This window comes from Mycobacterium alsense, from assembly GCF_002086635.1.
In the GTDB taxonomy this organism is placed as follows: Bacteria; Actinomycetota; Actinomycetes; order Mycobacteriales; family Mycobacteriaceae; genus Mycobacterium; species Mycobacterium alsense.
Genome location: NZ_MVHD01000007.1, coordinates 105,335 through 132,074, shown reverse-complemented (window position 1 = coordinate 132,074; position 26,740 = coordinate 105,335). Strand labels below are relative to the sequence as shown.

Sequence of the window (26,740 nt, the reverse complement as noted above, 5' to 3'; positions counted from 1 at the left end):
ACCGATCACGAGGTTATCTATTCCATCCACATAAACGGGGGCCGCTTGAGGCGCACGGAACCATGAACGGCACGACCATCACGCGGCCCATGAGCGCGCTGGGCGAGTTTTTCATCCTCAGCGTGGAATCGGTGTTTGCCGCGGCGCGGGGGCCGTGGGCCTGGCGCGAACTGCTAGAGCAGATTTGGTTCGTCGCGCGGGTGTCGATCATCCCGACGATCATGTTGTCGATTCCCTACACGGTGCTCATCGTGTTCGTCCTCAACATCCTGCTCGTCGAGATCGGCGCGGGCGACCTTTCGGGTGCCGGCGCGGCCCTGGCGTCGGTCACCCAGGTGGGGCCGGTCGTCACCGCGATGGCCGTCGCCGGCGCCGGCTCGACCGCGATGTGCGCCGACCTGGGCGCGCGCACCATCCGCGAGGAAATCGACGCGATGAAGGTGATCGGCGTCAATCCCGTTCGGGCGCTGGTGGTTCCGCGCGTCGTCGCCGCGACGTTCGTGGCCCTGTTGCTGTACTCGGTGGTCGCCGTGACCGGCCTGACGGGCAGCTACATATTCGTGGTCTTCGTCCAGCACGTCACCCCGGGCGCCTTCATTTCCGGGATGACGCTCGTCACCGGCCTCCCGCAGGTGGTGATTTCGCTCATCAAGGCGACGCTGTTCGGGTTGGCCGCCGGCCTGATCGCCTGCTACAAGGGCCTGTCGGTGGGCGGCGGCCCGACCGGCGTCGGGAACGCGGTGAACGAGACGGTGGTGTTTTCGTTCATGGCGTTGTTCTTCATCAACATCGTGGTCACCGCGCTCGGCGTGAAGGTGACCGCCAAATGAGCGGCGTCGCCGGCAAGTCGGCGCGGTTCGCGGACCTCGGGCCCAGGCTGGTGGCCGCCACCAGGAGGCTGGGGGAACAGACCGCCTTCTACGGCCAATCCCTGGCCGCCACCGGTGACGCGGTGCGGCGCTACCCGGGAGAACTGCTGCGGCTGGTCGCCGAGATGGGCATGGGCACCGGCGCCCTGGCGGTGATCGGAGGCACCGTCGGCATCATCGGCTTCCTCACCCTGACCACCGGCGCCCTCGTCGCCGTGCAGGGCTACGACACCCTGTCCAACATCGGGGTCGAGGCGCTGACAGGGTTCCTGTCGGCGTTCTTCAACGTCCGGATGATCGCGCCGTGCACGGCCGGGGTGGCGCTGGCCGCCACCATCGGCGCCGGCACCACGGCACAACTCGGCGCGATGCGCATCAACGAGGAGATCGATGCGCTCGAGGTGATGGGGATCCGCTCGATCACCTATCTGGCGTCCACGCGGATCATCGCCGGCGTCCTCGTCGTCATCCCCCTGTACGCGGTCGCCGTGCTGATGTCCTTCTTCGCGGCCAAGTTCGGCACGATCTACATCTACGGCCAGTCGCGCGGCGTGTACGAGCACTACTTCTCCACGTTCCTGCGTCCCACCGACCTGTTCTGGTCGTTCCTGGCGGCGCTGACGATGGCGGCCGGGGTGATGGTCGTGCACACCTACTACGGCTTCACCGCCACTGGCGGCCCCGCCGGGGTGGGCGAGGCGGTCGGCCGTTCCGTCCGCTCGTCGATGATCGTGACGGCCTTTGTGTGCCTGATGATTTCGCTGTCCATCTACGGGCAGTCCGGCAACTTCAACCTGTCGGGATGACGGGCATGACCACGGGCAGCAGGCACGGCGACGGCAACCGGGCGCGCAGGGGCGGCATCGACCCGATCTGGTGGGCGCCGACGCTGTTCATCGTGGTGGCGGGGTTGATCGCGCTCACCGCGGCGTCGTTCTCGGGCACGTTCCGCCCGTCGGTCCCGCTCACGCTGGTGTCGGACCGGGCGGGGCTGGTCATGGAGCCAGGCGCGAAGGTGAAGCTGCGCGGGGTGCAGATCGGCCAGGTCGCGTCGATCGGTACCGATGTCAAGGCCGCCGAGCTGCGGCTGAAGATGGACCCGGGACCGTTCAAATACCTGCCCAGCAACGTCGAGGCGGAGATCAAGTCGACCACGGCCTTCGGGTCGAAGTACGTCGATCTGATCGTGCCCGAGCATCCCAGCGCCACGACGCTTCGGCCCGGCGCGGTGCTGCGTTCGCGCAATGTCACCGTCGAGGTCAACACGGTCTTCGAGAACCTGCAGTCGGTCGTCCAGACGCTCGACCCCTCAAAGCTCAGCGCGATCCTGTCGGCGTTCGCGCAATCGTTGCGCGGCAAGGGCGATCGGATCGGGCAGGCGATCACCGACGCTGACAACGTGCTGCTGACCGTCAACCCGAGGATGGGAACGATCCAGCGTGACTGGCGGTTGTTCGGCAAGACGACGGCCGCCTATTCCGTTGCGGCACAGGACATCGTGTCGATCCTCGACTCGGCGTCGACCACCGGCGCCACCCTGACCGACAACCGGCGGTCCCTCGAAGCGCTGCTGTTGTCGGCGACCGGCTTCAGCCGGGCCGGGATCAACGTGATCGGCAACAACGAATCCCGCATCGTGCGGTCGGTCAACCTGCTCGATCCGACCACGGCGCTGCTGAACAAATACTCGCCGACGTTCACGTGCTTGTTCCAGGGCGCGCAATGGTACGTCGATCACGGCGGCCGAGACGCGTTGGGCGGCAACGGCTACTCGGTCATCCTCGACGCCGCCCTCCTGTTCGGCGACGACCCGTACCGCTACCCCAGGCACCTGCCGAAGGTCAATGCGACGGGCGGCCCGGGCGGCCGGCCCGGCTGTGGATCGTTGCCCGACCCGAGCGCGAACTTCCCGGTGCGCGCGCTGGTCACCGACACCGGCTGGGGGGCCGCACCGGACGAGATCCGCACCAGCCCGTGGGTGGGCAATCCCTGGTGGGCCAACTACTTCCCGACCACCAAGAACCCGCCCGAGCCGCCGCGTTACCTCTACCGCGGGGGACAGCCGCCGCCATGAGTGAGGGAGGGAGGCGAGGCGCCTGGAGGATCGGTGCCCGGGTGGCGCTGTTCACGGTGATCTGCCTGGTGTTCACGTTCACGCTGATCGCGGTGTTCGGGCAGCTGCGTTTCGAGGATCGCACCGGCTACCAGGCGACGTTCACCAACATATCGGGGCTCAAGTCCGGCAACTTCGTGCGCATCGCGGGGGTGGAGGTCGGCAAGGTCGGCGACCTCACGCTGCACCGCGACGGTACCGTCACCGTCGGCTTCGCGGTGGACAAGGGGGTGCGGCTCACCGAGGGCACCAAAGCCGTTGTGCGCTACGAAAACTTGATCGGGGACCGCTATCTCGCCCTGGAAGAGGGACCGGGGCCGCCGCGCAGGCTGCCGCCGGGCGCGACGATCCCGTTGGCGCGAACGTCGCCCGCACTGGATATCGACGCGCTGATCGGGGGCTTCCGCCCGTTGTTCCGCGCGCTCGATCCCGATCAGGTCAACGCGCTGTCCGGCCAGTTGCTGCGCATCTTCCAGGGCCAGGGGGGCACCCTCGCCTCGGTGCTGGCGCAGACCTCGATGCTGACCTCGACCCTGGCCGGTCGCGGCGAGCTGATCGGCGAGCTGATCACCAACCTGAACACCGTGCTGCACACCTTCGCCACGCGCGACCATGAGTTCTCCGACGGCCTGGACAAGCTGTCGGAGTTCGTGGCGGGCTTGGCGCAGCGCAAGAACGAAATCGCCACCGGCATGGCGTATATCGACGCGGCCGCCGGTTCTGTCGCCGAGCTGCTGGCGCAATCGCGCCAGCCGATCAGGGACGTGGTGCGCGAAACCGATCGGATGGCCGGCCAGGTGGTGGCCGATAGCGAGTACGTCGACAACCTGCTCAAGGAGCTGCCCGACATCTACCAGGTGCTGGCCCGGCAGGGCCTCAACGGCGACTACTTCGGCTTCTACTTCTGCGAGGTGCTGCTCAAGCTCAACGGCAAGGGCGGCAACCCCATCTTCGTCAAGCTGTTCGGGCAGGCCAGTGGGCGGTGCACGCCGCGATGAAGCGCATCAGGATCAAACCGCTCAGCGAACGCAACCCGGTCCTGGTCGGACTTGTCGGGACGCTGGTCGTGACCGGCGTGGTGGTCGCCGCCTTCGAGTACAACAAGCTGCCGTTCATCAAGAACGCCAACGATTATGCCGCCTACTTCTCGGAGGCGGGCGGCATCAAAACCGGTAGCTCGGTGCGGGTTTCGGGCATGGGCGTCGGGCGGGTCTCGGGAGTCCGCTTGGAGGGCACCAAGGTCCGGGTCGGGTTCACCGTCCGCAAGAACGTCCAGCTGGGCGACCGCACCGAAGCGGCGATCAAGACCGAGACCATCCTGGGCAGCAAGATGCTGGAGCTCACGCCACGCGGCGACGGCAGGCTGACCGGGCCCATCCCCCTGGAGCGCACCCGCTCGCCGTACGACCTTCCCGACGCGCTGGGCGACCTCACCACCACCATCAGCGGGTTGGACACCGCCCAGCTGTCGTCCGCGCTGACGACGTTGGCGAACACGTTCAAGGAAACACCGGCGGACCTCAAGCCCGCGCTGGAGGGTGTGGCCCGGTTCTCCGCGACCCTCAACAGCCGTGACGCGCAGCTGCGCAACCTGTTGGGCGACGCCAACAAGGTCTCCGCCGTGCTGGGCGGGCGCAGCCAACAGATCGCCACCCTGGTCGCCAACTCCAACGCGCTGCTGGCGGCGCTGCTCGACGAACGGGATTCCCTCGACGCGCTGATGAACAACCTCAGCGCGGTCTCACGCCAGCTCTCGGGGCTCGTCGACGACAACCGGAGCCAACTCAAGCCGGCCCTCGACAAGCTCAACGGGGTGCTCGAGGTCCTCGACAACCGCAAAGAAGACCTGCAGCGCACCCTGCCCAAATTCAAGCGGTACGCGATGTCGTTCGGCGAATGCCTGGGCTCCGGCCCGTTTTTCAAGGCCTACGTGGCCAACCTGATCCCCGGCCAGATCAGCGGCCCCATCCTCGACGCCGACATGTACGACCGGTTCTTGGACCCCAACCAGAAACTGCCTTCGGAGGCGGTCGACCCGCCAACCGGGACCCCACCGGTACCGCCGGCGGACGCACCCGTGCCCCTGTGGTCCCAGCCGCCGTCGCCCCCGCCGTCGACGCCGCCCGTCCGGACCATCCCCCCGCCCTCGCCCCACGACTTCGACGGGCCGTGAACGTGAGTCGGCGCGCCCTTCGGATTTTGGCGGCCATCAGCCTGGCGGCCACGTTGACGATCTCGTCGGCGATGGTCGGCATGAACCTCTGGCACAGGGTCGAAAGGAACACGTTCTCGGCGTATTTCGTGGAGACCAACGGGTTGTTCGTGGGCGACGAGGTCAGGATCCTGGGCGTCGCCGTGGGGGTGGTGGACAAGATCGAGCCGCAGCCCACCAGCTCCAAGGTGACGTTCTCCGTCGACAAGCAGTATCCGGTGCCCGCCGAAGCCCGCGCCGCGATACTGTCGCCGTCGCTGGTCACCTCCCGGGCGATCCAACTCGTCCCGGCCTACTCGGGCGGTCCCAAACTGCGCCCCGGCTCGTCGATCCCGTTGAATCGCACCGCGGTGCCGGTGGAATGGGACGACTTCCGCAAGCAGCTGGAAAAGCTCACCGAGGCCCTGCAGCCCACGGCCCCGGGCGGCGTGAACTCGGTCGGCGAATTCATCAACTCGGCCGCCGACAACCTGCGCGGCGAGGGCGACACCGCCCGCGACACCATAATCAAGCTGTCCGAAGCGATTTCGGCGCTCGGCGATCACGCCGACGACATCTTCAGCACCGTGCGCAACCTGCAGCTGTTGGTGTCGGCGCTGTATTCCAGCAGCGATCTGCTGGCCGCGTTCAACCAGAACCTGGCCAGCGTGACGACGGTGCTGTCGAACACACCCAACGAGGTCGCCAACGCGGTGAAGGGGCTGGACCAGGCCCTGGCCGACGTGCGCGGGTTCATCGCCGAGAACCGGGAGGCGATGGGCCTCACGCTCGACCGGATGGGATCCATCACGACGGCGCTGAACGACAGCCGCGCTGACGTCAAGCAGATCCTGCACGTCGCGCCGACGGTCTTCCAGAATTTTCTCAACATCTACCAGCCGGCCCAGAGCGCGATGACCGGCATCATGGCGCTGAACAACTTCGCCGACATCCCGCAGTGGATCTGCAGCTCGATCGAGGCGGCATCGCGCGCGAGGCTGGCGCGAGTTTCGAAGCTGTGCCTGCAATACATCGAGCCGATCATCAAAAACCGCATCTACAACTACATCCCGATCGGGCTCAACCCGTTCGTCGGGACGCAGGCCCGGCCCAACGAGATCACCTACAGCGAGGACCGGCTTCGCCCCGGCTACGCGCCGCCGCCGGACGCGGCGCCCCCCGCTCCCGCCGAACCGCCACCGCCCGCCGAGGCGCCGCCCCCGAACGCCACGATCAGCTCGACGCAGGCGCTGCAGGACCTGATGCTCCCCACGGGGCCGTCATGAGGTCCCCCGCAAGGCGTGCGCTCGCCGCGGCGCTCGGTGCGGTGTGCATCGCCGCGCTACCGGCATGCGAGTGGCGGGGCCTGAACTCATTCACCCTGCCCGGCACCGCGGGCGGCGGGCCGGGCTCCTACACGATCCAGGCCCAAATGCCGGACGTGGTAACCATTCAGGAGAACACCCGCGTTCGCGTCGACGACGTCAACGTCGGCAACGTCACCAAGATCGAGCTGCAGGACTGGCACGCGCTGGTCACGATGCGCATCAACGGCGACGTTCGCCTGCCGGCCAATTCCACCGCCAAGCTCGGCCAGACCAGCCTGCTCGGGTCGATGCACATCGAGCTCGCCCCGCCCAAGGACGAGCCGCCGGCCGGCCAACTCAACGACGGCTCGGTCATCCCCCTGTCACGCGCGAGCATGTACCCGAGCACCGAACAGACGCTGGCCTCGGTGTCGATCCTGCTCAACGGCGGCGGAATCGCGCAGTTGCAGGAGATCAACCAGGCGATCGCCAAGGCCTTCGCCGGCCGCGAGAACGACATGCGCAGCCTGCTGGGCCAGCTGGACGAGTTCATCGCGCGCACCAACGACCAGACCGACGACATCATCGCCGCCGCCGAGAACCTCAACTCGCTGGCGGGCCAGGTGGCCGAAAAGGACCCGGTCGTCGACAAGGCGCTGACGACCGTGCCCAAAGCGCTTGCGGTGCTTGCGCAGGAGCGCACCACGATCGCCGACGCGATCGATCAGCTGGGCAAGTTCAGCGCGCTCGCCGCCGACACCATCCACCAGAGCAGGGAATCGCTGGTGAACAACCTGCGCAACATCGCACCGGTGCTGCGGTCGCTCGCCGACGCCGGACCCGCCCTCACCCGGGGGCTGGACGGCCTGGTGGCCTATCCCTGGCCGGCGTCGACCGCGCGCAATTGGTTCCGCGGGGACTACGCCAATCTCACGCTGGTCGTCGACTTGACGTTGAGCCGGATCGACCAGGGGCTGTTCACCGGGTCGCGTTGGGAGGGCAACCTCACGCGACTCGAGCTGCAGTGGGGCCGCACGATCGGCATGCAGCCGAGCCCGGCCACCGCCGGAAACCCGCTGACCTTTCCGTACCACGACGGGGGGTACTGAATGCTGCGCCTGCACCGCAGGACCTGGATCCAGCTGGCCGCCTTGTCGCTGGTGACGGTGTTGTCCTGTGGCGCAATGGCGTTCAACTACATGAAGCTGCCCGCGACGGTGTTCGGGATCGGGGAGTACACCGTCACCGTCGACCTGCCCCAGTCGGGCGGGCTCTACCAGACGTCGGTGGTCACCTACCGCGGCACCGACGTGGGCCAGGTCAAGTCCGTCGACGTCACCGCCACCGGGGTGCGCGCGGTCCTGGCCCTGCGGTCGGCCGTCGAGGTGCCGTCCGACGTCCAGGCGTCGGTGCACAGCCGGTCGGCGATCGGCGAGCAATACATCGAGCTGACCCCGCAGCCCGGCAAGGTCGGCGACCACGCCCGGGCGCTTCGGGCGGGCGACGTCATCCCCGCCGGCCGCGTCGACGTGCCCGTCGACATCGGGCGCCTGCTCGACCTGACCAACCGTGCGCTGCAGGCGATTCCGCGCGACAACCTGCGCACGGTCATCGACGAGACCAACCGCGCGGTCGCCGGCCTCGGGCCCGAACTGTCCCGAATCGTCGACGGGTCGACCGCGCTGGCCATCGCGGGGGGTCGCACCGTCGACCCGCTGGCCGCGCTGATCGACCAGTCGCCGCCGGTCCTCGACTCCCAGGTGCAGACGTCGCAGGCGATCGCCACCTGGGCCGGTCGGACCGCGGCCATCATGGCGCAATTCAAGGCCCAGGACGCCGCGGTGCGAGACCTGTTGACGCAGGGCAGCTCCGGGATGGAGGAGGGGCGCGCGCTGCTGGACCGGGTGACGCCGGCCGTTCCGGTCCTGTTCGCCAACCTGGTGAGCCTCGGTGACATCGCCGTCGTCTACCGCCACGACATCGAACAACTGCTGGTGCTGTTACCGCAGGGCATCGCGGCGATGGCCGCGATCGTCGTGCCCAGCTCGAACACCAAACAGGAGTACCGCGGGGCGCAGTTGGACTTCAACCTCAACATGAACCTGCCGCCGCCCTGCACCACCGGCTACCTGCCGCCGACGCAGCGCCGCTCGCCGGCCAGCGTCGACGCCCCGGACCGCCCTGCGGCGGACCTGTACTGCCGGCTGCCGCAGGACTCGGAGCTCAATGTTCGTGGGGTGCGCAACATTCCGTGCGAGACGAAGCCGTGGAAGCGGGCACCGACCGTCGAGCTGTGCGAAAGCGACGAGGACTACGTGCCGCTCAACGACGGCTACAACTGGAAGGGCGACCCGAACGCCACCACGACCGGGCAGGGCGTGCCGCAGTACCCGCCGGGGCGGGACCCTCGGCTCCCACCGCCACGGGGCACCGCGCCGCCGGCCCCGCCGCTCGCCGTCGCGACCTACGACCCGGCGACCGGTGACTACGTGGGCCCCGACGGGCGCCGCTACACCGATGCCGACCTCGCGCACCCGCGCGCCAAGAACTGGCAGTCACTTCTCATTCCACCGCCGTAGTCAAGGAGCAATCGTGTCCAAAGAGCCCGAAACCCCCGATGCTGCAGAACAAGTCGGCCGGGTTCGCCGGCGGACCGCCCGTCCGCGGCTTTCGCGCACCGCGTGGGCGCTGGTCGTCGGCGGCCTGGCCGTGGCCACGCTGGCCGGGCTGGTCGGCTGGCTCGGCTCCCGGGCCTACGAGAGGCACGAGGCCCAGTCTCGGCGCGATCTGTTCGTCCACAGCGCACGCCAGGCCGCGGTGAACCTCACGACAATCGACTACACCCACGTCGACGCCGATGTGCGGCGGATCCTCGATTCGGCCACCGGGGAATTCCGGGACGACTTCGCGCAGCGGTCCAAGCCGTTCATCGACGTCGTCAAGGCGGCGCAGTCGAAATCCGAAGGCACGGTCACCGATGCCGGGCTGGAATCTCAGCGCGGCGACGCGGCCCAGGTTCTGGTGGCCGTGGCCGTGAAGTCGCGCACCGCCGGCGGTGAGGAGGCGCCGCGGGAATGGCGGATGCGCATCGAAATGCGGGCGGTCGGCGACGACGCCAAGGTGTCCAACGTGGTGTTCGTGCCATGACGATACTCAGCGACACGATCGACAAGCCCGAAGCCGATGCCGGCGAGCGGGCCGCCGACGCGCGGCCGGACGCGACGCGGAAACGGCGACCGATCCCCTGGACGCGGGTGCTCGCGTATGGCGTGCTGCCCGCGCTGGCCCTGCTGCTGGCGCTGGCGTCGGGCTACCTCGCGTGGGTGGGCGGGCCCACCGACGAGCTCGACCGGGCCCGCACCGAGTCGGTGCGGGCGGCCAGGGACGACGCGGTCGCCCTGTTGTCCTACCGGGCCGACTCGGCGGAAAGGGAGCTCGCCGGGGCCCGCGAGCGCCTGACCGGCGACTTCAAGGACGCCTACACCACGCTGACCCGCGAGGTCGTCATCCCCGGCGCGAAGGAAAAGCACGTGTCGGCGGTCGCCAAAGTGACTGCGGCGGCGTCGGTTTCGGCGACCCACGACCACGCCGTGGTCCTGCTGTTCGTCAACCAAACCGTGACCGTCGGGGACGGCGCGCCCACCGACACCCGGCCCGTCATCCGGGTGTCGCTGGACAAGGTGCGGGGACGATGGCTGGTTTCGCATTTCGATCCGGTGTGACGGGAGGCGCCATGAGCGTGGGGATGGGCGGCCGCGGCGCGCCGGCGGTCGCCGTGGTCCTGTGGACGGCGGTGGCGGGGGCGCCCCCCGCCGCCCAGGCCGACAACAAGCGGCTCAACAGCGCCGTCGTCTCCGCCGTCTACACCCTGCAGCACCAGGCCGGCTGCACCAACGACGTCGTCCGGGACAACGCGCTGACGCTGGCCGCCGAATGGCACGCCGACGACATGCTGGCCAATCGGAACATCAACGGCGACACGGGCTCCGACGGATCGACGCCGCAGGACCGCGCCAACGCCGCCGGCTTTCACGGCAAGGCCGCCGAGACCGTGGCGATCAACCCCGCCATGTCCATCAGCAGCCTCGAACTGGTCAACCAGTGGTACTCCAACCCCGACGACATGGCGATCATCCGCGACTGCGCCAACACCGCCATCGGGGTGTGGTCGGAGAACAGTTTGGACCGCACCGTGGTGGTGGCGGTATACGGGCAACCGGCCCCGCCTAGCCGGTGACACGGAAAGGAAGCCGCGATGATCTTCACGCAGCACTATCTGGACTGTTTGTCGCACGCCTCGTATCTGATCGGGGACGAGACCACCGGGCGCGCGGTCGTCGTCGACCCGCGGCGCGACGTCGAGGACTACCTCGGCGAGGCGGCCCAGCGGGGGCTGCGCATCGAGCGGGTCATCGAAACCCACATCCACGCGGACTTTTTGAGCGGGCATCTGGAGCTGGCGGCCGCCACCGGCGCACCGATCTCCTTCGGCGAGGGCGCCGACGTCGAGTTCCCGATCGAGCCGCTGCGCGACGGGCAGCGGATCTCGCTGGGCGAAGTGACCTTGGAGATCCTGGCCACACCCGGCCACACCCCGGAGTCGATCTGCATCGTGGTCTACGAGCGCGCCGACGACGAAATCCCCTACGGCGTGCTCACCGGCGACACGCTGTTCGTCGGCGACGTGGGCCGCCCGGACCTGTACGTGGCCGCCGGCTACTCGGCGGACGCGCTGGCAGCGACGCTCTACGGGTCGCTGCACGCCAAGCTGCTGAACCTGCCCGACCCCACGCGGGTGTTTCCTGCCCACGGCGCCGGATCCAGCTGCGGCAAGCAACTTTCGAACGAGACCAGCTCGACGATCGGTGAGCAGCGCCGGACCAACTATGCGCTGATGACCCGCGACGTGGACCAGTTCGTCGCCGCGGTCACCGAGGGGCAGCCGGTGCGGCCGCGCTACTTCGCGTTCGCGGCACACCGCAATCGCGAGCGGCGGCCGCTGCTGGACGCAAACCCGGTGCCGCTGCTGGACATCGGCGACGTGCGCGAACGCTCCCAAGCCGGCGCTGTCCTGCTGGACAGCAGGGAGCCGGACGACTACGCGTGCGGACATCTGCGCGGTGCGGTCAACGTCGGGCTGCGGGGGCGCTTCGCAGAGTGGGCCGGCAACGTGTTGTCGCCGGAGCGCGACATCGTCCTGGTCGGCGACGACGCGCTGGCCTGCGAATCCAAGATCCGCCTCGCCCGCGTCGGTCTCGACCGCGTCGTCGGCCAATTGCGCGACCTCGCGCAGGTTCTCGCGCAACGACCCGAGCTCGTCGAGGCATCCGCACGGCTGACCATCGAGCAGCTCGCCGAGTTGCGCGGCCTGGAGCCGCGGTTGCAGCTCGTGGACGTGCGGGGCCCGCAGGAGACGGCGCGGGGAACCATCCCCGGGGCGCACTGTGTTCCCCTTCCTGCCCTCACGGGGTCGCTGGGGGATCTGGATCCGGCGGAACCGGTGGTCGTTTACTGCGCCAGCGGCTATCGGTCGATGATCGCCGCGAGCGCGCTTCGGGCGTCGGGGTTCGCCGACGTCTCGGACGTGATCGGGGGCTTTGCGGCCTGGCAGGGTGCCGGCCTGCCGTCCTCGGGCGGCAACGCGGCCGAGAGCGCCGGCGGCACACCGCAGGTCGGCCCCCGCGCCGCCAAGGCGATGGTGGACGACGGGGCGCTGCTGCTCGACGTCCGAGAACCGGACGAATGGTGTACCGAGCACGCGCCGACCGCGATCCTGATGCCGGTCGGACGCGTGCGCGATCGACAAAACGAATTGCCCCGCGACCGGCGAATCGTGGTGGTGTGCCGGTCCGGCGGGCGCTCCGCGGCGGTGGCCACGTCGCTGCGGGAGGCGGGCTTCGACGCGGTGAACCTGGCGGGTGGGATGTGCGCGTGGGCGGCGGCCGGATTGCCGGTCGTGAACCGGGGCGGGGGCTCGGGACTCGTGGTGCACCAGGAGGACCCGCTGAACTGTGAGACCTCACTGCAAGAACTGGTCGGCGGTGTCGTGATGCCCGCCGACCATTTTTATGTCCGCAACCACTTCGCCACCCCGGTGCTGGATCCCGAGCGGCACGAGTTGGCGGTCACCGGGGCGGTGCGGCGGCCGTTGCGGCTGGGCCTGCGCGACCTGAACAACCTGCCGGCACAGTCGCTCATCGCCACGCTGGAATGCGCGGGCAACGGCCGAAGCCAGTTCGACCCGCCCGTCGCCGGTGAGCGGTGGCGCTACGGGGCGGCCAGCACCGCCGAATGGACCGGTGTCCCACTGGCGGCAATCCTGGAGCGCGCCGGGCTGACCGCGGGGGCACACGATGTCGTATTCCGCGGCGCCGACGCGGGGCTGGTGGACGGCGCGGTAGCCCCCGTGCGGTTCGAGCGCGCGCTGTCGGTGGCCGACGCGCTCGCCTCGGAGGCGCTCGTCGCCTTCGCGATGAACGGGGAGCCGCTGCCGCTGCAGCACGGCCGCCCCGTCCGGCTGATCGTTCCCGGCTGGTACTCGGTCGCGTCGGTCAAGTGGCTCACCGACATCGAGGTCATCGACCGCCCGTTCGACGGCTTCTTCCAGACCCGGCGCTACCGCTTCGAATGGGAGCGTGACGGGGCGGTTGTCCGCGAGCCCGTCCGCCTGCAGCGAGTGCGCGCGTTGATCGCCCAACCCGTCGACAGCGCGTCGGTGCCGTCCGGGGAGTTCGTGGTCCGCGGCGTCGCGTGGTCGGGCGCCGCGCCCGTCGAACACGTCGACGTCTCGATCGGTGGGGGCCCGTGGCAGCGCGCGCGCATGATCGGCGAATACCGCCGCCACAGCTGGCAGTGGTGGGAGTTGATCACCCGCTGCGACGGCCGCGGGGTTCGCACCGTGCGGGCGCGGGCCACCGACGGGGCCGGGCACACGCAGCCGGAGAAACCCGAATGGAATCGCCTCGGCTACGGCGGCAACGCGATTCAGACCATCTCGGTCGTCGTCGAGTGACCTAGGACCATCTCACACACGCACAGCCGCGCGCGGCCCTCCGACGACCGCCGCAGCGGGCTGCCCTGCTCGCGCAACAGGTGCTGCGCGTAGACCTCGTCGCGGTGCTCCCGGGAGAACGCCAGATCGAGGTTGGCGGGCAACCCCGCCCAAACGACGTGGCCGGTCGCCGCGTCTCGTCGCAACCGGCACTGCAGCGGGCACTCGGTCTTCATGAACCGATCTTGTGCAGTGAATGTTTCGCCGGTTGATGCGCGACGTTTCCGTCGCATTACGGGCCCCGCCGGGCGCGGCACACGCCTCAGTAAACGTCGCGGTGGTAGCGCTTGTCGGCGCTCAACGACCGGACGTAGGCCGTCGCGGCGTCCGGGTCGAGGCTGCCGTGTTCGGCGGCGATGTCGCACAGGGCGCGGTCGATGTCCTTGGCCGTGGGATCGGCGGTACCGCACACGTACAGCTGCGCCCCGTCCTGCAGCCAGCGCCACAGCTGCGCGCCGCGCCTGCGCATCAGGTGCTGCACGTAGACCTTGTCGCGCTGGTCCCGGGAGAACGCCAGATCCAGCTCGGTGAGCAACCCGTCGGCATGCATCTGCTCGATCTCGTCGCGGTAGTAATAGTCGGTGGCGGCGTGCTGCTCGCCGAAGAACAGCCAGTTGGGGCCGGTGTGACCGAGCGCGCGCCGCTCCTGCAGGAAACCGCGGAAGGGCGCGATCCCGGTGCCCGGACCGATCATGATCATCGGCGTGTGCGGATCGCTGGGCGGCCGGAAGTTGCTCGACGGCTGCAGATAGACCGCGATCCGATCGCCGGGGGAGCGGTCGGCGAGGTAGGTCGAACACACCCCCCGCCGCGGCACGCCCCGGAAGTTGTAGCGCACCGGCGAGACCGTCAGGTGGACTTCCCCGGGGAATTCCTTCGGGCTCGAGGAAATCGAATAGAGCCGCGGCTGAAGGCGTTTGAGGACCCGCACCCATTCGTGGGCCGACGCGTAGACCGACCGCTGCGCCAGCAGGTCGATGGACTGGCGGCCCCACGCCCAATCCCTCAGGGCGGCCTTGTTTTCCGGCTTGAGCAGCTCCGCGAGCTCCCCATCGCCGGTGCGTTCCTGCACGAACCGCACCAGATCCCGGCTGATGTGGGCGATCTCGATCCGCTCGGTCAACGCGGAGCGCAGCGACATCAGACCGTGCTCGCCGACCTCGACCGGGGTCTGCGCGTCCAGCCCGGTCACGGACAGCCACTCGTCGACCAGCTGGTCGCTGTTGCGCGGCCACACGCCCAGCGCGTCGCCGGCCTCGTAACTCACGGTGTCCTCCGGCACGCTGAACACCAGCTGCCGCACGTCTTTTGCCGACTCCGGCCGGCTCAGCCTGATGTTGCGGGCCAGGTCGGTGATCAGCGGGCGCTTTTTGCTGTAGGCGCTCGGGGCCGGCCCGCTCGGGCGCGGCGGCGCCGCGACCACCGCGGGTTTGCGCGCCGTCGCCCTTTCCTGCGGACCCGCGGAGGTGGGTGTGCGGGTCAGGGCCGCGATGACGTCGGCCAGCCACTTGGCCGCCGAGTCGTCGTAGTCGGGCTCGCAGTCGCGCCGGGCGGCGAGGCGGGTCGCCCCGAGCTCGGCGAGGCGCTCGTCGAGCCGGCGCCCGTGACCGCAGAAATCGTCGTAGTTCGAGTCGCCCAGCGCGAGAACGGCATAACGCGTAGCGGTGAGGCGCGGGGCGCCGTCGGCCGTCAACGCCCGCCACAGGCCGGCGGCGTTGTCGGGCGGATCGCCGTCGCCGGTCGTGCTGGTGATCAGCAGCAGTTCCCTCGCCGCCGGCAGCTCGGACACCGGGAAATCGTCCATCCCGCGCAGCGCGGCCGGCAATCCGGCCTCGCCCAATCGCGCGGCGACTTCGGCGGCGAGCTCTTCGGCATTTCCGGTCTGCGAGGCCCACAGCACCACGATCGGCGTTCGGTCGGGCGCCGGTTTCGGTTCGGCGGCCGGCTCGTTGACGGCCTGCGCCGGTATCGGCCGGGGTGCCTCGATGCGGGAGAACAGCCCGGCGAGCAGGCCGTCCACCCAGTGCCGGGTGCTGGAGTCGAACGGCGCGGTGGCGGGCAGCGTGGGCACCCCGCCCGCGCGGCGTCCGGCTTCTGAACGCAACCCGGTCAGCATCCCGGCGAGGTAGGAGCGGCCGGGCTCGTCGAATTCGGGCGCGGGTTGGGTTGCCACGCCGAGGATTTCGGCCAGCGCGTCGAGCGGGGAGGTGACGCCCTCGGCGGGAGTTTCTTCGGGTTGGGACACGGCGACCTTTGCCAGGGTGACGGCGCACGCCTTGAACTCCGGCTGGCTCGATATCGGATCCACCGCGTCGTTGGTGACCGCGTTGATCGACAGGTATTCGCCGAACGCGTCGTTCCAATGAAAGGGGGCAAAGCAATTGCCGGGACGCACCCGGTCGCTGACCACCGCGGGCAGCACGGCACGGCCGCGGCGGGAGGCGATTTCGACCGGGTCGTCGTCGCTGACTTGTAGCCGGTCGGCGTCGTCGGGGTGGATCTCGACGAACGGGCCCGGGTTGAGCTTGTTGAGCTTGGCGACCTTCCCGGTCTTGGTCATCGTGTGCCACTGGTGCGGCAGGCGCCCGGTGTTCAACAGGAACGGGTAGTCGTCGTCGGGCATTTCGTCGGGCGGCAGATGCGGGCGGGCGAAGAACGCCGCGCGGCCGGTGGGGGTCGGGAAGGCCAGCCGCGGCACGCTGCCGTCCCCGCGGACCAGCCGATTCTGGCTGACGCCGTCGTTGACGTACCGGATCGGATTGCGGTCGCGGGCGCCCTCGGGCGGGCAGGGCCACTGCAAGGGCGTCCGGCGCAGCCGCTCGTAGCTGACCCCGCGCAGGTCGTAGCCGGTCTTCCGGTTCGAAAACCCCTTGATCTCCTCGAAGACGTCCTCGGCGCGGTCGTAGCTGAACGCTTCGGAAAAGCCCATCTCACAGGCGATCCGGGCGATGATCTGCCAGTCCGGCAGCGCCTGGCCCGGCGCCTGGACCGCCGGCTGGAACAGCGTCATGGTGCGTTCGGAGTTGACCATCACGCCCTGGGATTCCGCCCACAATGCGGCCGGCAACAACACGTCGGCGTATTGGTTGGTCTCGGTCTCCAGGAAGGCGTCCTGGCCGATCACCAGCTCCGCGCGTTCCAGCCCGGCCAGGACCGTCCTCCGATTCGCCACCGAGGCAACGGGGTTGGTGCACACGATCCAGCAGGCCTTGATCCGGCCGTCGGCCATGCGGGCGAACATGTCGACGGTGGCGGCGCCGGCCTCGGTGCGCAGCGTACCGCGCGGGACGCCCCAGCGGTCCTCGACGAACTCGCGGTCGTCGGCCGATGCCACCGACCGCTGGCCCGGCAGACCCGGCCCCAGGTAACCCATTTCGCGGCCGCCCATGGCGTTGGGCTGCCCGGTGAGGGAAAAGGGGCCGCTGCCGGGCTTGCAGATCGCGCCGGTGGCCAGGTGCAGGTTGCAGATGGCGTTGGTGTTCCAGGTGCCGTGGGTGCTCTGGTTGAGGCCCATCGTCCAGCAGCTCATGAAGTTGTCGGCCGCGCCGAGCATGCGGGCCGCCGCGCGGATGTCTTCGGGTGGGATGCCGGTGATTTCGCTGACCGCGTCGGGGGTGTACTGCTGCAGGAAGCCGGGCATCACCTCCCAGCCCTCGGTGAACTCGGCGATGAAATCCGCGTCGATGTGCCCATCCTCGACGATCAGGTGCAATAGCCCGTTGAGCAGCGCGAGGTCGGAGCCGGGGGCGATCTGCAGGAACAGGTCGGCCTTGTCGGCGGTCGCCGTGCGGCGCGGGTCCACCACGATCAGCTTGGCGCCCGCCTTGACGCGGTCCATCATGCGCAGGAACAGGATCGGGTGGCAGTCGGCCATGTTGGCGCCGATGACGAGAAAGACGTCGGCGCGGTCGAAGTCCTGATACGAGCCGGGCGGTCCGTCCGCACCCAGGGACAGCTTGTAACCGGAACTCGCGCTGGCCATGCACAGCCGCGAGTTCGACTCGATCTGGTTGGTGCCGATGAACCCCTTGGTCAACTTGTTCGCGAGGTACTGAGCCTCGATGGACATCTGGCCCGAGACGTACATCGCGAACGAGTCCGGGCCGTGCTCGTCGATGATGGCCCGTAACCGCTTGGCGCAACGGGTGATCGCGGTGTCGGTGTCGACGGGCTGGAGCGGTTCGCCGCGGTCGTCGCGAACGTATGCGGAGTCCATCCGGCCCGGGGCCGCAAGCATGTCGGCGGTGGTTGCCCCCTTGGTGCACACCCGACCGAAGTTGGCCGGGTGTTGCTTGTTGCCAAGAGCCTTCGCCACCCGGCGGCGCCCGCTTACGGGGTCGGTGGCGACCTGTAGCAGCATGCCGCAGCCGACGCCGCAGTAAGCGCACATGGTTTTCACGGCGCCGGCGTCGGAGAACTCAGAGGTTCCGGGGGCCGCAGCGGGCTCGGCAGTCACGCCTACGTCCCTCCTTCGCGCGCAACGGGCTTGCGGTGAATGGTGCGGTGAGCATGTTTCGGCACCGGATATGCGGCGTTTCTCGCGTTTTACGGGTTCCTCTCACCGCGGCCGATGCGGCGGTGAGGTGGCCAGAGGACCTCAATCTCCCAGGTCAGGGTGGGTCGACGCCGACTGCGCGACCGGGACACGAATGCCCGCGTGGCCGCGAGTCGGAGTTTCCCCGCCTTCGCTAAGCTCACGGCGTGCGTCGGCTGATGGTGATCCTGGCGATCCTGCTGGCCGCCGGTTGCGCCTCGAAGGCGCCGGCCCCGCCCGCCATGCCGCCCGACAAGTGCAAGGACTCCGACGGGCCGAAGGCCGACACGGTGCGCCGGGCCATCTCCGCGGTGCCCGTCACGACCCCGGGCACGCGCTGGGTCGAGATCGCCCGCGGGCACACGAGGAACTGCCGTTTGTATTGGGTGCAAATCATTCCGACCATCGCCAGCGAGTCGACCCCCCAGCAGCTGGTGTTCTTCGACCACAACACCCCGCTGGGCACACCCACCCCCAACCCGAAGCCCTACATCACCGTGTTGCCGCCGGCCGACGACACCGTCACGGTGCAGTACCGGTGGCAGGTCGGCAAGGACCAGCCCTGCTGTCCAACCGGGACGGGCACGGTGAAGTTCCAGATCGGCCCGGACGGCAAACTGCAGGCGCAGGGCAAGATCCCCCACCAATAGCGTTCGCGCGCAACCCCTTTCGGGGTATCAGTCCGGCAGGTTCTCCGGGTGCAGCATCTCGGCGTAGCGCAGCGGCTCCGGGATGCCGAACCCGTCGACGAGCGTCGTGGCGTGCGGGCGCAGCTTGCGGCACCGGTCATTGATGCCGCGGGTGACCGCCTTGGCCCGTCCGCTCGACAGGTAGCCGTGCTCGATGTACCAGGCCTTGTCGTCCTCGATCACCGACAACGCATACAGGTCGCAGAGGAGTTCCAGCAGGTTGCGGGCCTCCTCGTCCTTGCACGAGTCGATCCCGGCGACGAAGGCCTCCAACACGATTCGGTCGATGTGCGCGCCCGCCGCGTGCAGCACGTGGTCCTGCACGGCGTTGAACGCGTCGAATTCCGACATCTCCTTGGACTTGCCCTGCAGCCGGCGCGCGACCGAGGACAGCAGATAGTTTTCGCGGTCCTCGAACATCGTCACCTGGGTGCCGCGGTTGAACAGGCTGCCCTCTTCTTCGCTGTCCTGGCGGGCGTCGACGATCGTCTGCATGATCGCTTCGGCCGCGGTGCGTTTCATGACCCGCTCGCCGACGGTGTTGGCGGCGAAGCGCACCCATTCGACCGGGCTCATGCTGCGGATGTCGTCGGCGTAGGCCGTCAGCAGCTCCTTGGCCACCAGCTGGGTCAGCACGTGGTTGTCGCCCTCGAAGGTGGTGAACACGTCGGTGTCGCCGCGCAGCGCGATCAGCCGGTTCTCGGCCATGTAACCCGCGCCGCCGCAGGCCTCGCGGGCCTCCTGGATCGCGCGCGAGGCGTGCCAGGTGTTGGCGGCCTTCAGCCCCGCGGCGCGGGCCTCCAGTTCGCGCTGCTCTTCGGCGTCGGGGGCGTCGGCCGTCTGGACGTCGTGGCACCTGCTGACCAGTTCGTTCTGGGCGAACTGCAGCGCGTACGACTTGGCGATCAGCGGGAACAGCCGCCGCTGGTGCACCAGGTAGTCCATGATCAGCACCTCGCCGCCGCCGTCGGGGGCGCTGAATTGCCTGCGCTCCAACGCGTATCGGGTGGCGATGTCGAGCGCGACGCGCGCGGCGGCGCCCGCGCTGCCGCCGACGGTGATCCGGCCCCGCACCAGGGTGCCCAGCATCGTGAAGAACCGGCGATTCGGGTTGTCGATCGGGGAGCTGTAGGTGCCGTCGGCGGCGACGTCGCCGTATTTGTTCAGCAGGTTCACCCGCGGGACGCGGACGTGGTCGAAGACGATGCGGCCGTTGTCGACGCCGGGCAGGCCGCCCTTGTATTCGCAGTCCGAGGTGGTCACCCCGGGCAGGTCGTTGCCGTCGGCGTCGCGGATGGGTACCAGGACGCAGTGCACGCCATGGTTGACCGGCTTGCCGTCCTCGGTGGTGATCAGTTGCGCGAAAACCGCTGCCATGGTGGCGGTTTCGGCGGCGCCGCCGATGTAGTCCTTGCGGGCGGTCGGGGTGGGGGAGTCGATGACGAACTCTTCGGTCTCGGGGTCGTAGGTCGCGGTGGTCTCCAGCGACTGGACGTCGCTGCCGTGCCCGGTCTCGGTCATCGCGAAGCAGCCGCGCAGCTCGAGGCTGATGATCTTCGGCACGTAGGTCTCGTGGTGGCGCTCGGTGCCCAGGTTCTCGACGGCCCCGCCGAACAGCCCCCACTGCACCCCGGCCTTCACCATCAGCGACAGGTCCGACATCGCCAGCATCTCGATCATCGAGATGGCCGCGCCCACGTCGCCGGTGCCGCCGTGCTCCTTGCGGAACGAGTCGGCGGCGGCGCCGAACGCGGCCATGATCCGCATCTGCTCGGCCACCTTGGTGCGGGCGATCACCGTGTTGGGCGTGTAGTGCGGGCGGAACAGGTCCTCGGTGAGCGTGTCGCGCATCCGGTTCTTCATGTCGCGCCACCGCCCGTCCAGGGCGTTGCGCAGGTGTTGGGCAGTGCTGGAAATCTCTGGCGCCATAAACAGGACGGTATCCCCCCGCGGGGCCCCGCAAACAGGTCAACGAGCGCTTTGGTCGCGTCGAGTGCGCGCTGACGACTTTCAGCGTGAAGCGGCGGCGGGAAAATCGCCTCGCGCGCGACGGACTGGGCTCACCCGACGCAGCCGATAGGCCGCGACACCGGCCGCGACCGTGCCGAGGACCGCCAGCATGACCACATCGAACAACCACCAGCCCGAATAATGGGTCCACATCAAGGTGTTGGCGGCGAGCGCGTCGACGCGGCGCAGGTCGACGGTCGACGCCGATGCCGCGAAGCCCCACTGGGCGGGCACGAACCACGAAACCTGCTGAAAGCCCCACTGGCCCACCAGCTGAACGAGGCTCCCGTTGAACAGCAGGGAGGCCAGGATCACCGGCACGAGCAGCGGCAGCACCTCTCGCAGCCGGTTGCCCAGCGTCGACAGCATCAGCCCGACGACCGCGGAGACGACGGCCGTCAACGCCACGGCCACGTAGAGCTCGACCGTCGCATTGCCCAGCAGCACGGCGCCGTGCACGGGCCCGCCCCTGGCGACGATCACGATCGCGAAGAAGACCGCCGTCAGGACGAGTGCGGCCAGACCGAAGACGGCGACCTTGGCGGCCAGGTACGCCGCCGTCGACAGCCCGATGGCCTGCTCGCGCCGGAAGACGCGACGCTCCTCGACCACCGCCCGGATGGTCAGGGCGGTGCCCAGGATCACCGCGCCGATGTTGAGCGCGGCCAGGATCTCGATGGCCTCGTGGGGGTTGGGGCCCCCCGGCTCGGGCCGGCCCAGGCCGGAATCGCCGGGGATCAGCAGGGTCAGCGCCGCCAGCAGTGAGGGCAGGATGGCCAAAAACAGCACGTAGGTGCGGTCGGCGAACATCAGGCGGAGCTGACGGCGGGCCAGCAGCCGGATTTGCCGGTTCGCGGAGAGCCCGGCCGGGCGGGGCCACGGCGCGGCGACCTCGGGCGGCGCGGGCGGCGCCGGTCGACGGTCCAGGTATGCCCGGTGCGCGCCGTCGGGATCGGCGCCGACCCGCTCGAGGACCGTCGCCCAGTCGGCGCTGCCCATCTCGGGCTCGAGTTGTCGGGGAGCCCCGACGAAGGCGGCGGTGCCCCTCGCCGTGAGGACCACCACCTGGTCGCAGATGTGGAGGTTGCGCGGCGACGCCTGCGGGGGCACCGCCACCACCACGACGCAGCCGATGTCGGCCTGGCGGCGCAGCACGGTCATCACGTGGTCTTGCTGCGCCGGATCCAGGCCGGCGCCCGGGTCGTCGACCACGAGCAGCGTCGGGCGGGTGAGCAGCTCGACCGCCATCGACACGCACCGGCGCAGCTCGGGCGGGAGCCTGCCGATCCGGGTCGCGCGGTGGGGCGCCAGCCCGACCTCCTCGAGAACCTGATCCACCACGCGGTGGCGGTGCTCGGGCGCGGTTGCCGGCGGCAGGCGCAGCTCGGCGGCGTACGTCAGGGCCTGCTCGACGGTGAGCCGCGGGTGGACGCACTCGTCGCGCCGCACGATCCCGATGCGTGTGCGCATGGACTCGGGCTCGGCGTGCACGTCGTGCCCGTCCACGGTGGCTCGGCCGGAGCCGAGTTCGCGCCTGCCGGCGAGCAATTCGAGCAGCGCCGAGCCGCGCGCAGAAGACGGCCCCACGACGGCGGTCAACGTCCCCAGCCCCGCGGTGAACGAGACGTCCGTGAGCACGTCGCGCCCGTCGACCGTCAGCCCCAACCGGTAGGCGACGACGCCGCTGGTGCGCGCCCCCGACGCGAGCGGCAGCCGGAAGGTGGAGTTGCCGTCCGGCGCGCGGACGGCCTCGCGGGGGGCCCGCAGCTTTCGCGTGATCATCCGCTCGATCAGCCCCGGGCCCTCCGTCTGCTCCTCCCGCGCGACGGGCGCCGGCGCCGGCGCGGGCGGGACGGGCGGCGGCGCGGGCGAAGCCGGAACGGGCGGTGCCGCCGGCGGCGGCGCGGGCTCCACGGGCGGCTCCGCCGCGGGCGGCGGCGCCGGGACCCGCATGCGCTGGGTGGGTCGCTCGGTCGGGGCCAGCAGATTGGGGTCGGCGCGGTGCGGGGGACCGGGCGGCGGTACGGGCGGACCGACCTGGAAGACCAGGCGCGGGCCCCGCTGCGGGTCACCGATCGCGATCGCCTGACCGGACCGGATGTCGAGCGTCGACACCCGCGACCCGTCGACGTACATGCCGTGGGGGCCGGTGTCGATGGCCACCCAGTTGTTCCCGGTGAACCGCAGCACCACCTCGGGGCGAGGCGCCGGGTCGGCGCCTGCGGCCGCGGCCTCGAGCGGGATGTCGACCTCGCCGCCGTAGCCCACCAGCACGTCGCGGCCGGGGGAGAAGACGTACCTCGTCGGCCCCACCCAGACGGTCAAGGGCGAGGAAGCCTGCGTCGGCATCGTCCCCGCCTTTCGTCGTCGGTCAGACCACAGCGCTCTTCCGGGCTGTCGGGTGATTCCCAGTGTCTACCCGCCGGCGGCGGTGTGGCCACCGTGGTGGGCGATCACAGGGTATGGCGCCGCGGCGTCGTCGCGGCGTTCTCGAGAAGGCGTCGCAGCACGTCGACCGCTTCCTTGAGGACCTTGCGCTCGGCGGCATCGAGCAGGGCCAATTGCGGTTCGATCGCCGCGGCGCGGTCGGCGCGGACGGCGTTGAGCGTGCGTATCCCCTGCGGGGTGATCCGGATCCGGACCGCCCGGGCGTCACCGGGGTCGACGGTCCGGGTGACCAGGCCGGCGTCCTCGAGCCGGCGCACCTGCGTGGTCATCGTGGGTTGTGAGCAGTGGTCGACGCCCGCGAGGTCGCCGATCCGGGCTTCCCCGTGCGCCTCGATGGTGGCCAGCAGCCTGGCCTGCGCCGCGGGCAACGGCATCTGGATGCGCTGGGTGGCCAGCCGGTTGAGGCGCGCGACCACGGCGAGTAGGTCGGCCCCCAGGCCCGATTGCGGCTCGTTGGTGGCGGCGTCAACGACATCGTTGTGGTTGGCGGCGGATGCATTCATGTGTCCATGCTTGCATAGCTTTGCTAAGCGAGACGAGTGCCACACGGCCCGCCCGGAAAACCCGGCCGGCGTGGTGTGGCGCGGGTCGTCACCGCCGCGGCCTGGCAGAATCGATAAAGTGACCGTCCCCCGACCCCGCCGTTCACCTCACCGGGGTGGCGCGCTGCGGCCGGTCGAGTTGGCGCAGGCGGCAGTGATGGGGGCGCTGTGCGCGGTGATCGCCATCATCTCCGTCGTGGTTCCCTTCGCGGCCGGGCTGGCCCTGCTGGGCACCGTGCCCACCGGGCTGTTGGCCTACCGCTACCGGCTCCGGGTGCTTACGGCCGCGACCGTCGCCGCCGGGGTGATCGCCTTTTTGATCGCCGGCCTCGGCGGGTTCATGTCCGTCGTCCACTGCGTCTACATCGGCGGCCTGACCGGGTTCATCAAACGCAAGGGACGGGGCGCGTTCACCGTCATCATCTCGTCGCTGGTCGCCGGGTTGGCCTTCGGCGCCGCGAACGTCGGCGCGCTGACCGTGATGACCCGGCTGCGCCACCTGATCTTCGAGGTGGCCACCGCGAACGTGGAAGGCGTCGCCAGGTTCTTGGGCCGGGTGCACATGCAGGGCGCCGCGGGCGACCTGAAGCGCTATTTCGCTGTCGCGCTGCACTACTGGCAGTGGTTGGTGCTGGCCTACTACGGCATCGGGATCATGGTCGTGTCGCTGATCGGCTGGTGGGCGCTGTCGCGCCTGCTGGAACGGATGCGCGGCCTTCCCGACGTGCACAAGTTGGACGCCTGGGACGGAAGCGAGGGCGAGCGGGGCGATGTCGGACCGGTCCCGGTGCGGCTGGACAAGGTGCGTTTCCGCTACCCCGGCGCCCGCCAGGACGCGCTGCGCGAGATCAGCCTGGAGTTCCGGGTCGGCGAACACGTCGCGATCACCGGGCCCAACGGTTCCGGGAAGACCACGCTGATGCTGATTTTGGCCGGGCGGGAACCGACGTCGGGCACCGTCGACCGGCCGGGCGCGGTGGGCCTGGGCAAGCTGGGCGGCACCGCCCTGGTACTGCAGCACCCCGAAAGCCAGGTGCTGGGCACCCGGGTCGCCGACGACGTGGTCTGGGGCCTGCCACCGGGCACCAAGATCGACGTCGACCGGCTGCTGGGCGAGGTCGGCCTCGACGGGCTCGCCCAACGCGACACGGGCAGCCTGTCCGGGGGCGAACTGCAGCGGCTCGCGCTCGCCGCGGCCCTGGCCCGCGAACCGGCGCTGCTCATCGCCGACGAGGTCACCACCATGGTCGACCAAGAGGGACGGGACGCGTTGTTGGGCGTGTTGTCGGGGCTCACCAAGCGGCACCGCACCGCCCTGGTGCACATCACGCACTACAACAACGAGGCCGATTCAGCCGACCGCACAATCGATCTCAGCGATTCGCCCGACAATACCGGCATGGTCGAGACCGCGGCCGCTCCGGCCAGGCCCGTCCCGGTCGACCACAGCCCGCACGCGCCGGTGATCGAACTTCGCAACGTCGGTCACGAATACGGTAGTGGCACCCCGTGGGCCAAGACCGCCCTGCGCGACGTCAGCTTCGCGGTGGGGCAGGGCGACGGCGTGCTGATCCACGGCGGCAACGGCTCGGGCAAGTCGACACTGGCGTGGATCATGGCCGGGCTGACCATCCCGACCACCGGCACCTGCCTCATGGACGGCCGGCCCACCCACGAGCAGGTGGGCGCGGTGGCGCTGTCGTTCCAGGCGGCCCGGCTGCAACTGATGCGCAGCCGCGTCGACCTGGAAGTGGCCTCCGCGGCGGGCTTTTCGCACCGCGAGACCGATCGCGTCGCCGCGGCCCTGGCCGTCGTCGGACTCGATTCCACGCTGGCCAGGCGGCGCATCGACCAGCTCAGCGGCGGCCAGATGCGGCGCGTGGTGCTGGCCGGACTGTTGGCCCGTTCCCCGCGGGCCCTCATCCTCGACGAGCCGCTGGCCGGGCTGGACGCCGCCAGCCAGCGCGGCCTGCTGCGGTTGCTGGAAGACCTGCGCCGCGAGCAGGACCTGACGGTGGTCGTCATCTCGCACGACTTCGTGGGGCTGGAGGACCTGTGCCCGCGCACGCTGCATCTGCGCAACGGCACGCTGGAACCCGTGCCGGCCACGGCGGGAGGCATGGCATGACCGCGACGTCCGCCCCCTCGCGCGGCCCGACCCGCCGCACCACCCGGCCCGTCGTGCTGCTCGTCCCGGTGCCCGGCACCTCGACCATCCACGACCTGTGGGCGGGCACCAAACTCGTGGTGGTCTTCGGCGTTTCGGTGCTGCTGACCTTTTACCCGGGCTGGGTGACGATCGGGTTGGTCGCGGCCCTGGTGCTGGCGGCGGCAAGGCTCGCGCGCATCCCGCGCGGGGTGTTGCCGTCGATGCCGCGGTGGTTGTGGGTCGTCATCGCCCTGGGCGGCATCACCGCGGCGCTGGCCGGCGGCCGACCGAAGGTCTCGATATGGGGGCTCGAGGTCGGGCTCGGCGGAGGCCTGAACTTCCTGCGCATCACGGCGCTGTCGGTCGTGCTGCTCGCGCTCGGCGCGATGGTGTCCTGGACCACCAACGTCGCCGAAATAGGGCCTGCGTTGGCGACTTTGGGCCGGCCGTTCAAACTGCTGCGGATCCCGGTCGACGAGTGGGCGGCGGCCTTGGCGCTGGCCCTGCGCGCCTTCCCGATGCTGATGGACGAATTCCAGGTGCTCTACGCCGCCCGCCGGCTGCGGCCCAAACGGATTCCGCGCAGCCGCAAGGCCCGCCGGCGCAGGCACGCCCTGGAGCTGATCGACCTGCTGGCGGCCGCGATCACCGTGACGCTGCGGCGCGCCGACGAGATGGGCGACGCCATCACCGCCCGCGGCGGCACCGGTCAGCTCTCGGCCAACCCGGCGCGGCCCAGGCTCGCCGACTGGGTGACGATCGCCATCACGATCGCGGTCAGCGCCCTGGCGGTGGTGATCGAGACGGTCTTCCACACGATCCCCTGAACGTTCACGT

19 protein-coding genes and 4 pseudogenes are annotated in these 26,740 nt (G+C 69.8%); 16 read left to right on the top strand and 7 right to left on the bottom strand.

The genetic code is table 11. The features are described from left to right. The first annotated feature begins 62 nt into the window (after positions 1 to 62). The 13 genes and pseudogenes from BST11_RS07100 (at position 63) to BST11_RS28395 (ending at position 13,492) form a co-directional block, all read left to right on the top strand. A complete protein-coding gene (locus tag BST11_RS07100; RefSeq protein WP_083137245.1) occupies positions 63 to 830 on the top strand; it encodes an MlaE family ABC transporter permease in 768 nt (255 codons plus the stop codon). After that, positions 827 to 1,675 carry an ABC transporter permease gene (locus tag BST11_RS07095; protein ID WP_083137244.1) on the top strand — a complete coding sequence of 283 codons (849 nt, stop codon included), beginning with the start codon at positions 827 to 829 and terminating at the stop codon, positions 1,673 to 1,675. Before BST11_RS07100 ends, BST11_RS07095 begins: the two co-directional genes overlap by 4 nt. A gap of 5 nt (positions 1,676 to 1,680) precedes the next feature. Beyond that, complete coding sequence (locus BST11_RS07090; protein ID WP_083137264.1) at positions 1,681 to 2,943, top strand: MCE family protein; 1,263 nt, start codon at positions 1,681 to 1,683, stop codon at positions 2,941 to 2,943. Continuing rightward, the gene (locus BST11_RS07085; RefSeq protein WP_083137243.1) at positions 2,940 to 3,980 is read left to right on the top strand and encodes an MCE family protein; all 1,041 of its coding nucleotides are present in this window, start codon (positions 2,940 to 2,942) and stop codon (positions 3,978 to 3,980) included. Before BST11_RS07090 ends, BST11_RS07085 begins: the two co-directional genes overlap by 4 nt. Further along, positions 3,977 to 5,155, top strand: coding sequence for an MCE family protein (locus BST11_RS07080; protein WP_142276227.1), 1,179 nt, complete (start codon positions 3,977 to 3,979; stop codon positions 5,153 to 5,155). The genes BST11_RS07085 and BST11_RS07080 overlap by 4 nt, the downstream gene beginning before the upstream one ends. Next, positions 5,152 to 6,459 (top strand): MCE family protein, encoded by a 1,308-nt coding sequence (locus BST11_RS07075; RefSeq protein ID WP_083137242.1) that lies wholly within the window; start codon positions 5,152 to 5,154, stop codon positions 6,457 to 6,459. The genes BST11_RS07080 and BST11_RS07075 overlap by 4 nt, the downstream gene beginning before the upstream one ends. Further along, positions 6,456 to 7,589: an MCE family protein gene (locus BST11_RS07070; protein ID WP_083137241.1), complete on the top strand. Its 1,134-nt coding sequence runs from the start codon at positions 6,456 to 6,458 to the stop codon at positions 7,587 to 7,589. Before BST11_RS07075 ends, BST11_RS07070 begins: the two co-directional genes overlap by 4 nt. Beyond that, positions 7,590 to 9,059 carry an MCE family protein gene (locus tag BST11_RS07065; protein ID WP_083137240.1) on the top strand — a complete coding sequence of 490 codons (1,470 nt, stop codon included), beginning with the start codon at positions 7,590 to 7,592 and terminating at the stop codon, positions 9,057 to 9,059. Between the two features lie 13 nt (positions 9,060 to 9,072). Then, positions 9,073 to 9,627 carry an Mce protein gene (locus BST11_RS07060; protein WP_244897556.1) on the top strand — a complete coding sequence of 185 codons (555 nt, stop codon included), beginning with the start codon at positions 9,073 to 9,075 and terminating at the stop codon, positions 9,625 to 9,627. After that, complete coding sequence (locus BST11_RS07055) at positions 9,624 to 10,202, top strand: hypothetical protein (RefSeq protein WP_083137239.1); 579 nt, start codon at positions 9,624 to 9,626, stop codon at positions 10,200 to 10,202. The genes BST11_RS07060 and BST11_RS07055 overlap by 4 nt, the downstream gene beginning before the upstream one ends. Positions 10,203 to 10,225: 23 nt before the next feature. Then, a complete protein-coding gene (locus tag BST11_RS07050; RefSeq protein WP_372509735.1) occupies positions 10,226 to 10,717 on the top strand; it encodes a CAP domain-containing protein in 492 nt (163 codons plus the stop codon). Positions 10,718 to 10,735: 18 nt separating this feature from the next. After that, positions 10,736 to 12,097: pseudogene (locus tag BST11_RS28400) on the top strand (MBL fold metallo-hydrolase); the annotation flags it as partial. A gap of 78 nt (positions 12,098 to 12,175) precedes the next feature. Continuing rightward, on the top strand, positions 12,176 to 13,492 hold the full coding sequence (locus BST11_RS28395) for a molybdopterin-dependent oxidoreductase (protein ID WP_244897560.1): 1,317 nt from the start codon (positions 12,176 to 12,178) through the stop codon (positions 13,490 to 13,492). Here BST11_RS28395 and BST11_RS07040 read toward each other — a convergent pair. The 4 genes and pseudogenes from BST11_RS07040 to BST11_RS29230 form a co-directional block, all read right to left on the bottom strand. Continuing rightward, on the bottom strand, positions 13,465 to 13,707 hold the full coding sequence (locus BST11_RS07040) for a hypothetical protein (protein ID WP_083137236.1): 243 nt from the start codon (positions 13,705 to 13,707) through the stop codon (positions 13,465 to 13,467). The genes BST11_RS28395 and BST11_RS07040 overlap by 28 nt on opposite strands. Before the next feature lie 86 nt (positions 13,708 to 13,793). Next, positions 13,794 to 16,073 (bottom strand): annotated as a pseudogene (locus BST11_RS28390) (flavodoxin domain-containing protein); the annotation flags it as partial. A gap of 453 nt (positions 16,074 to 16,526) precedes the next feature. Then, a pseudogene (locus BST11_RS28385) lies at positions 16,527 to 17,747 on the bottom strand (molybdopterin-dependent oxidoreductase); the annotation flags it as partial. Between the two features lie 84 nt (positions 17,748 to 17,831). Next, a pseudogene (locus BST11_RS29230) lies at positions 17,832 to 17,891 on the bottom strand (hypothetical protein); the annotation flags it as partial. A 353-nt stretch (positions 17,892 to 18,244) separates the two neighbouring features. Here BST11_RS29230 and BST11_RS07030 point away from each other — a divergent pair. Next, entirely contained in the window at positions 18,245 to 18,715 is a 471-nt protein-coding gene (locus BST11_RS07030) for an LppP/LprE family lipoprotein (protein WP_142276228.1), read from the top strand. Positions 18,716 to 18,742: 27 nt separating this feature from the next. Here the strand turns inward: BST11_RS07030 and BST11_RS07025 are convergent, their stop codons facing one another. From BST11_RS07025 to BST11_RS07015, 3 genes are all read right to left on the bottom strand, one after another. After that, positions 18,743 to 20,683 carry an acyl-CoA dehydrogenase family protein gene (locus BST11_RS07025; protein ID WP_083137235.1) on the bottom strand — a complete coding sequence of 647 codons (1,941 nt, stop codon included), beginning with the start codon at positions 20,681 to 20,683 and terminating at the stop codon, positions 18,743 to 18,745. An 81-nt stretch (positions 20,684 to 20,764) separates the two neighbouring features. Continuing rightward, positions 20,765 to 23,113, bottom strand: a complete 2,349-nt coding sequence (locus tag BST11_RS07020) for an ABC transporter permease (RefSeq protein WP_083137234.1) — start codon at positions 23,111 to 23,113, stop codon at positions 20,765 to 20,767. Between the two features lie 104 nt (positions 23,114 to 23,217). Further along, positions 23,218 to 23,715 carry a MarR family winged helix-turn-helix transcriptional regulator gene (locus BST11_RS07015; protein ID WP_067319900.1) on the bottom strand — a complete coding sequence of 166 codons (498 nt, stop codon included), beginning with the start codon at positions 23,713 to 23,715 and terminating at the stop codon, positions 23,218 to 23,220. A 118-nt stretch (positions 23,716 to 23,833) separates the two neighbouring features. Here BST11_RS07015 and BST11_RS07010 point away from each other — a divergent pair, with 118 nt between their 5' ends. After that, positions 23,834 to 25,882, top strand: a complete 2,049-nt coding sequence (locus tag BST11_RS07010) for an ATP-binding cassette domain-containing protein (RefSeq protein WP_244897555.1) — start codon at positions 23,834 to 23,836, stop codon at positions 25,880 to 25,882. Next, entirely contained in the window at positions 25,879 to 26,730 is an 852-nt protein-coding gene (locus BST11_RS07005) for a CbiQ family ECF transporter T component (RefSeq protein WP_083137232.1), read from the top strand. The genes BST11_RS07010 and BST11_RS07005 overlap by 4 nt, the downstream gene beginning before the upstream one ends. The last annotated feature ends 10 nt before the right edge of the window (positions 26,731 to 26,740 follow it).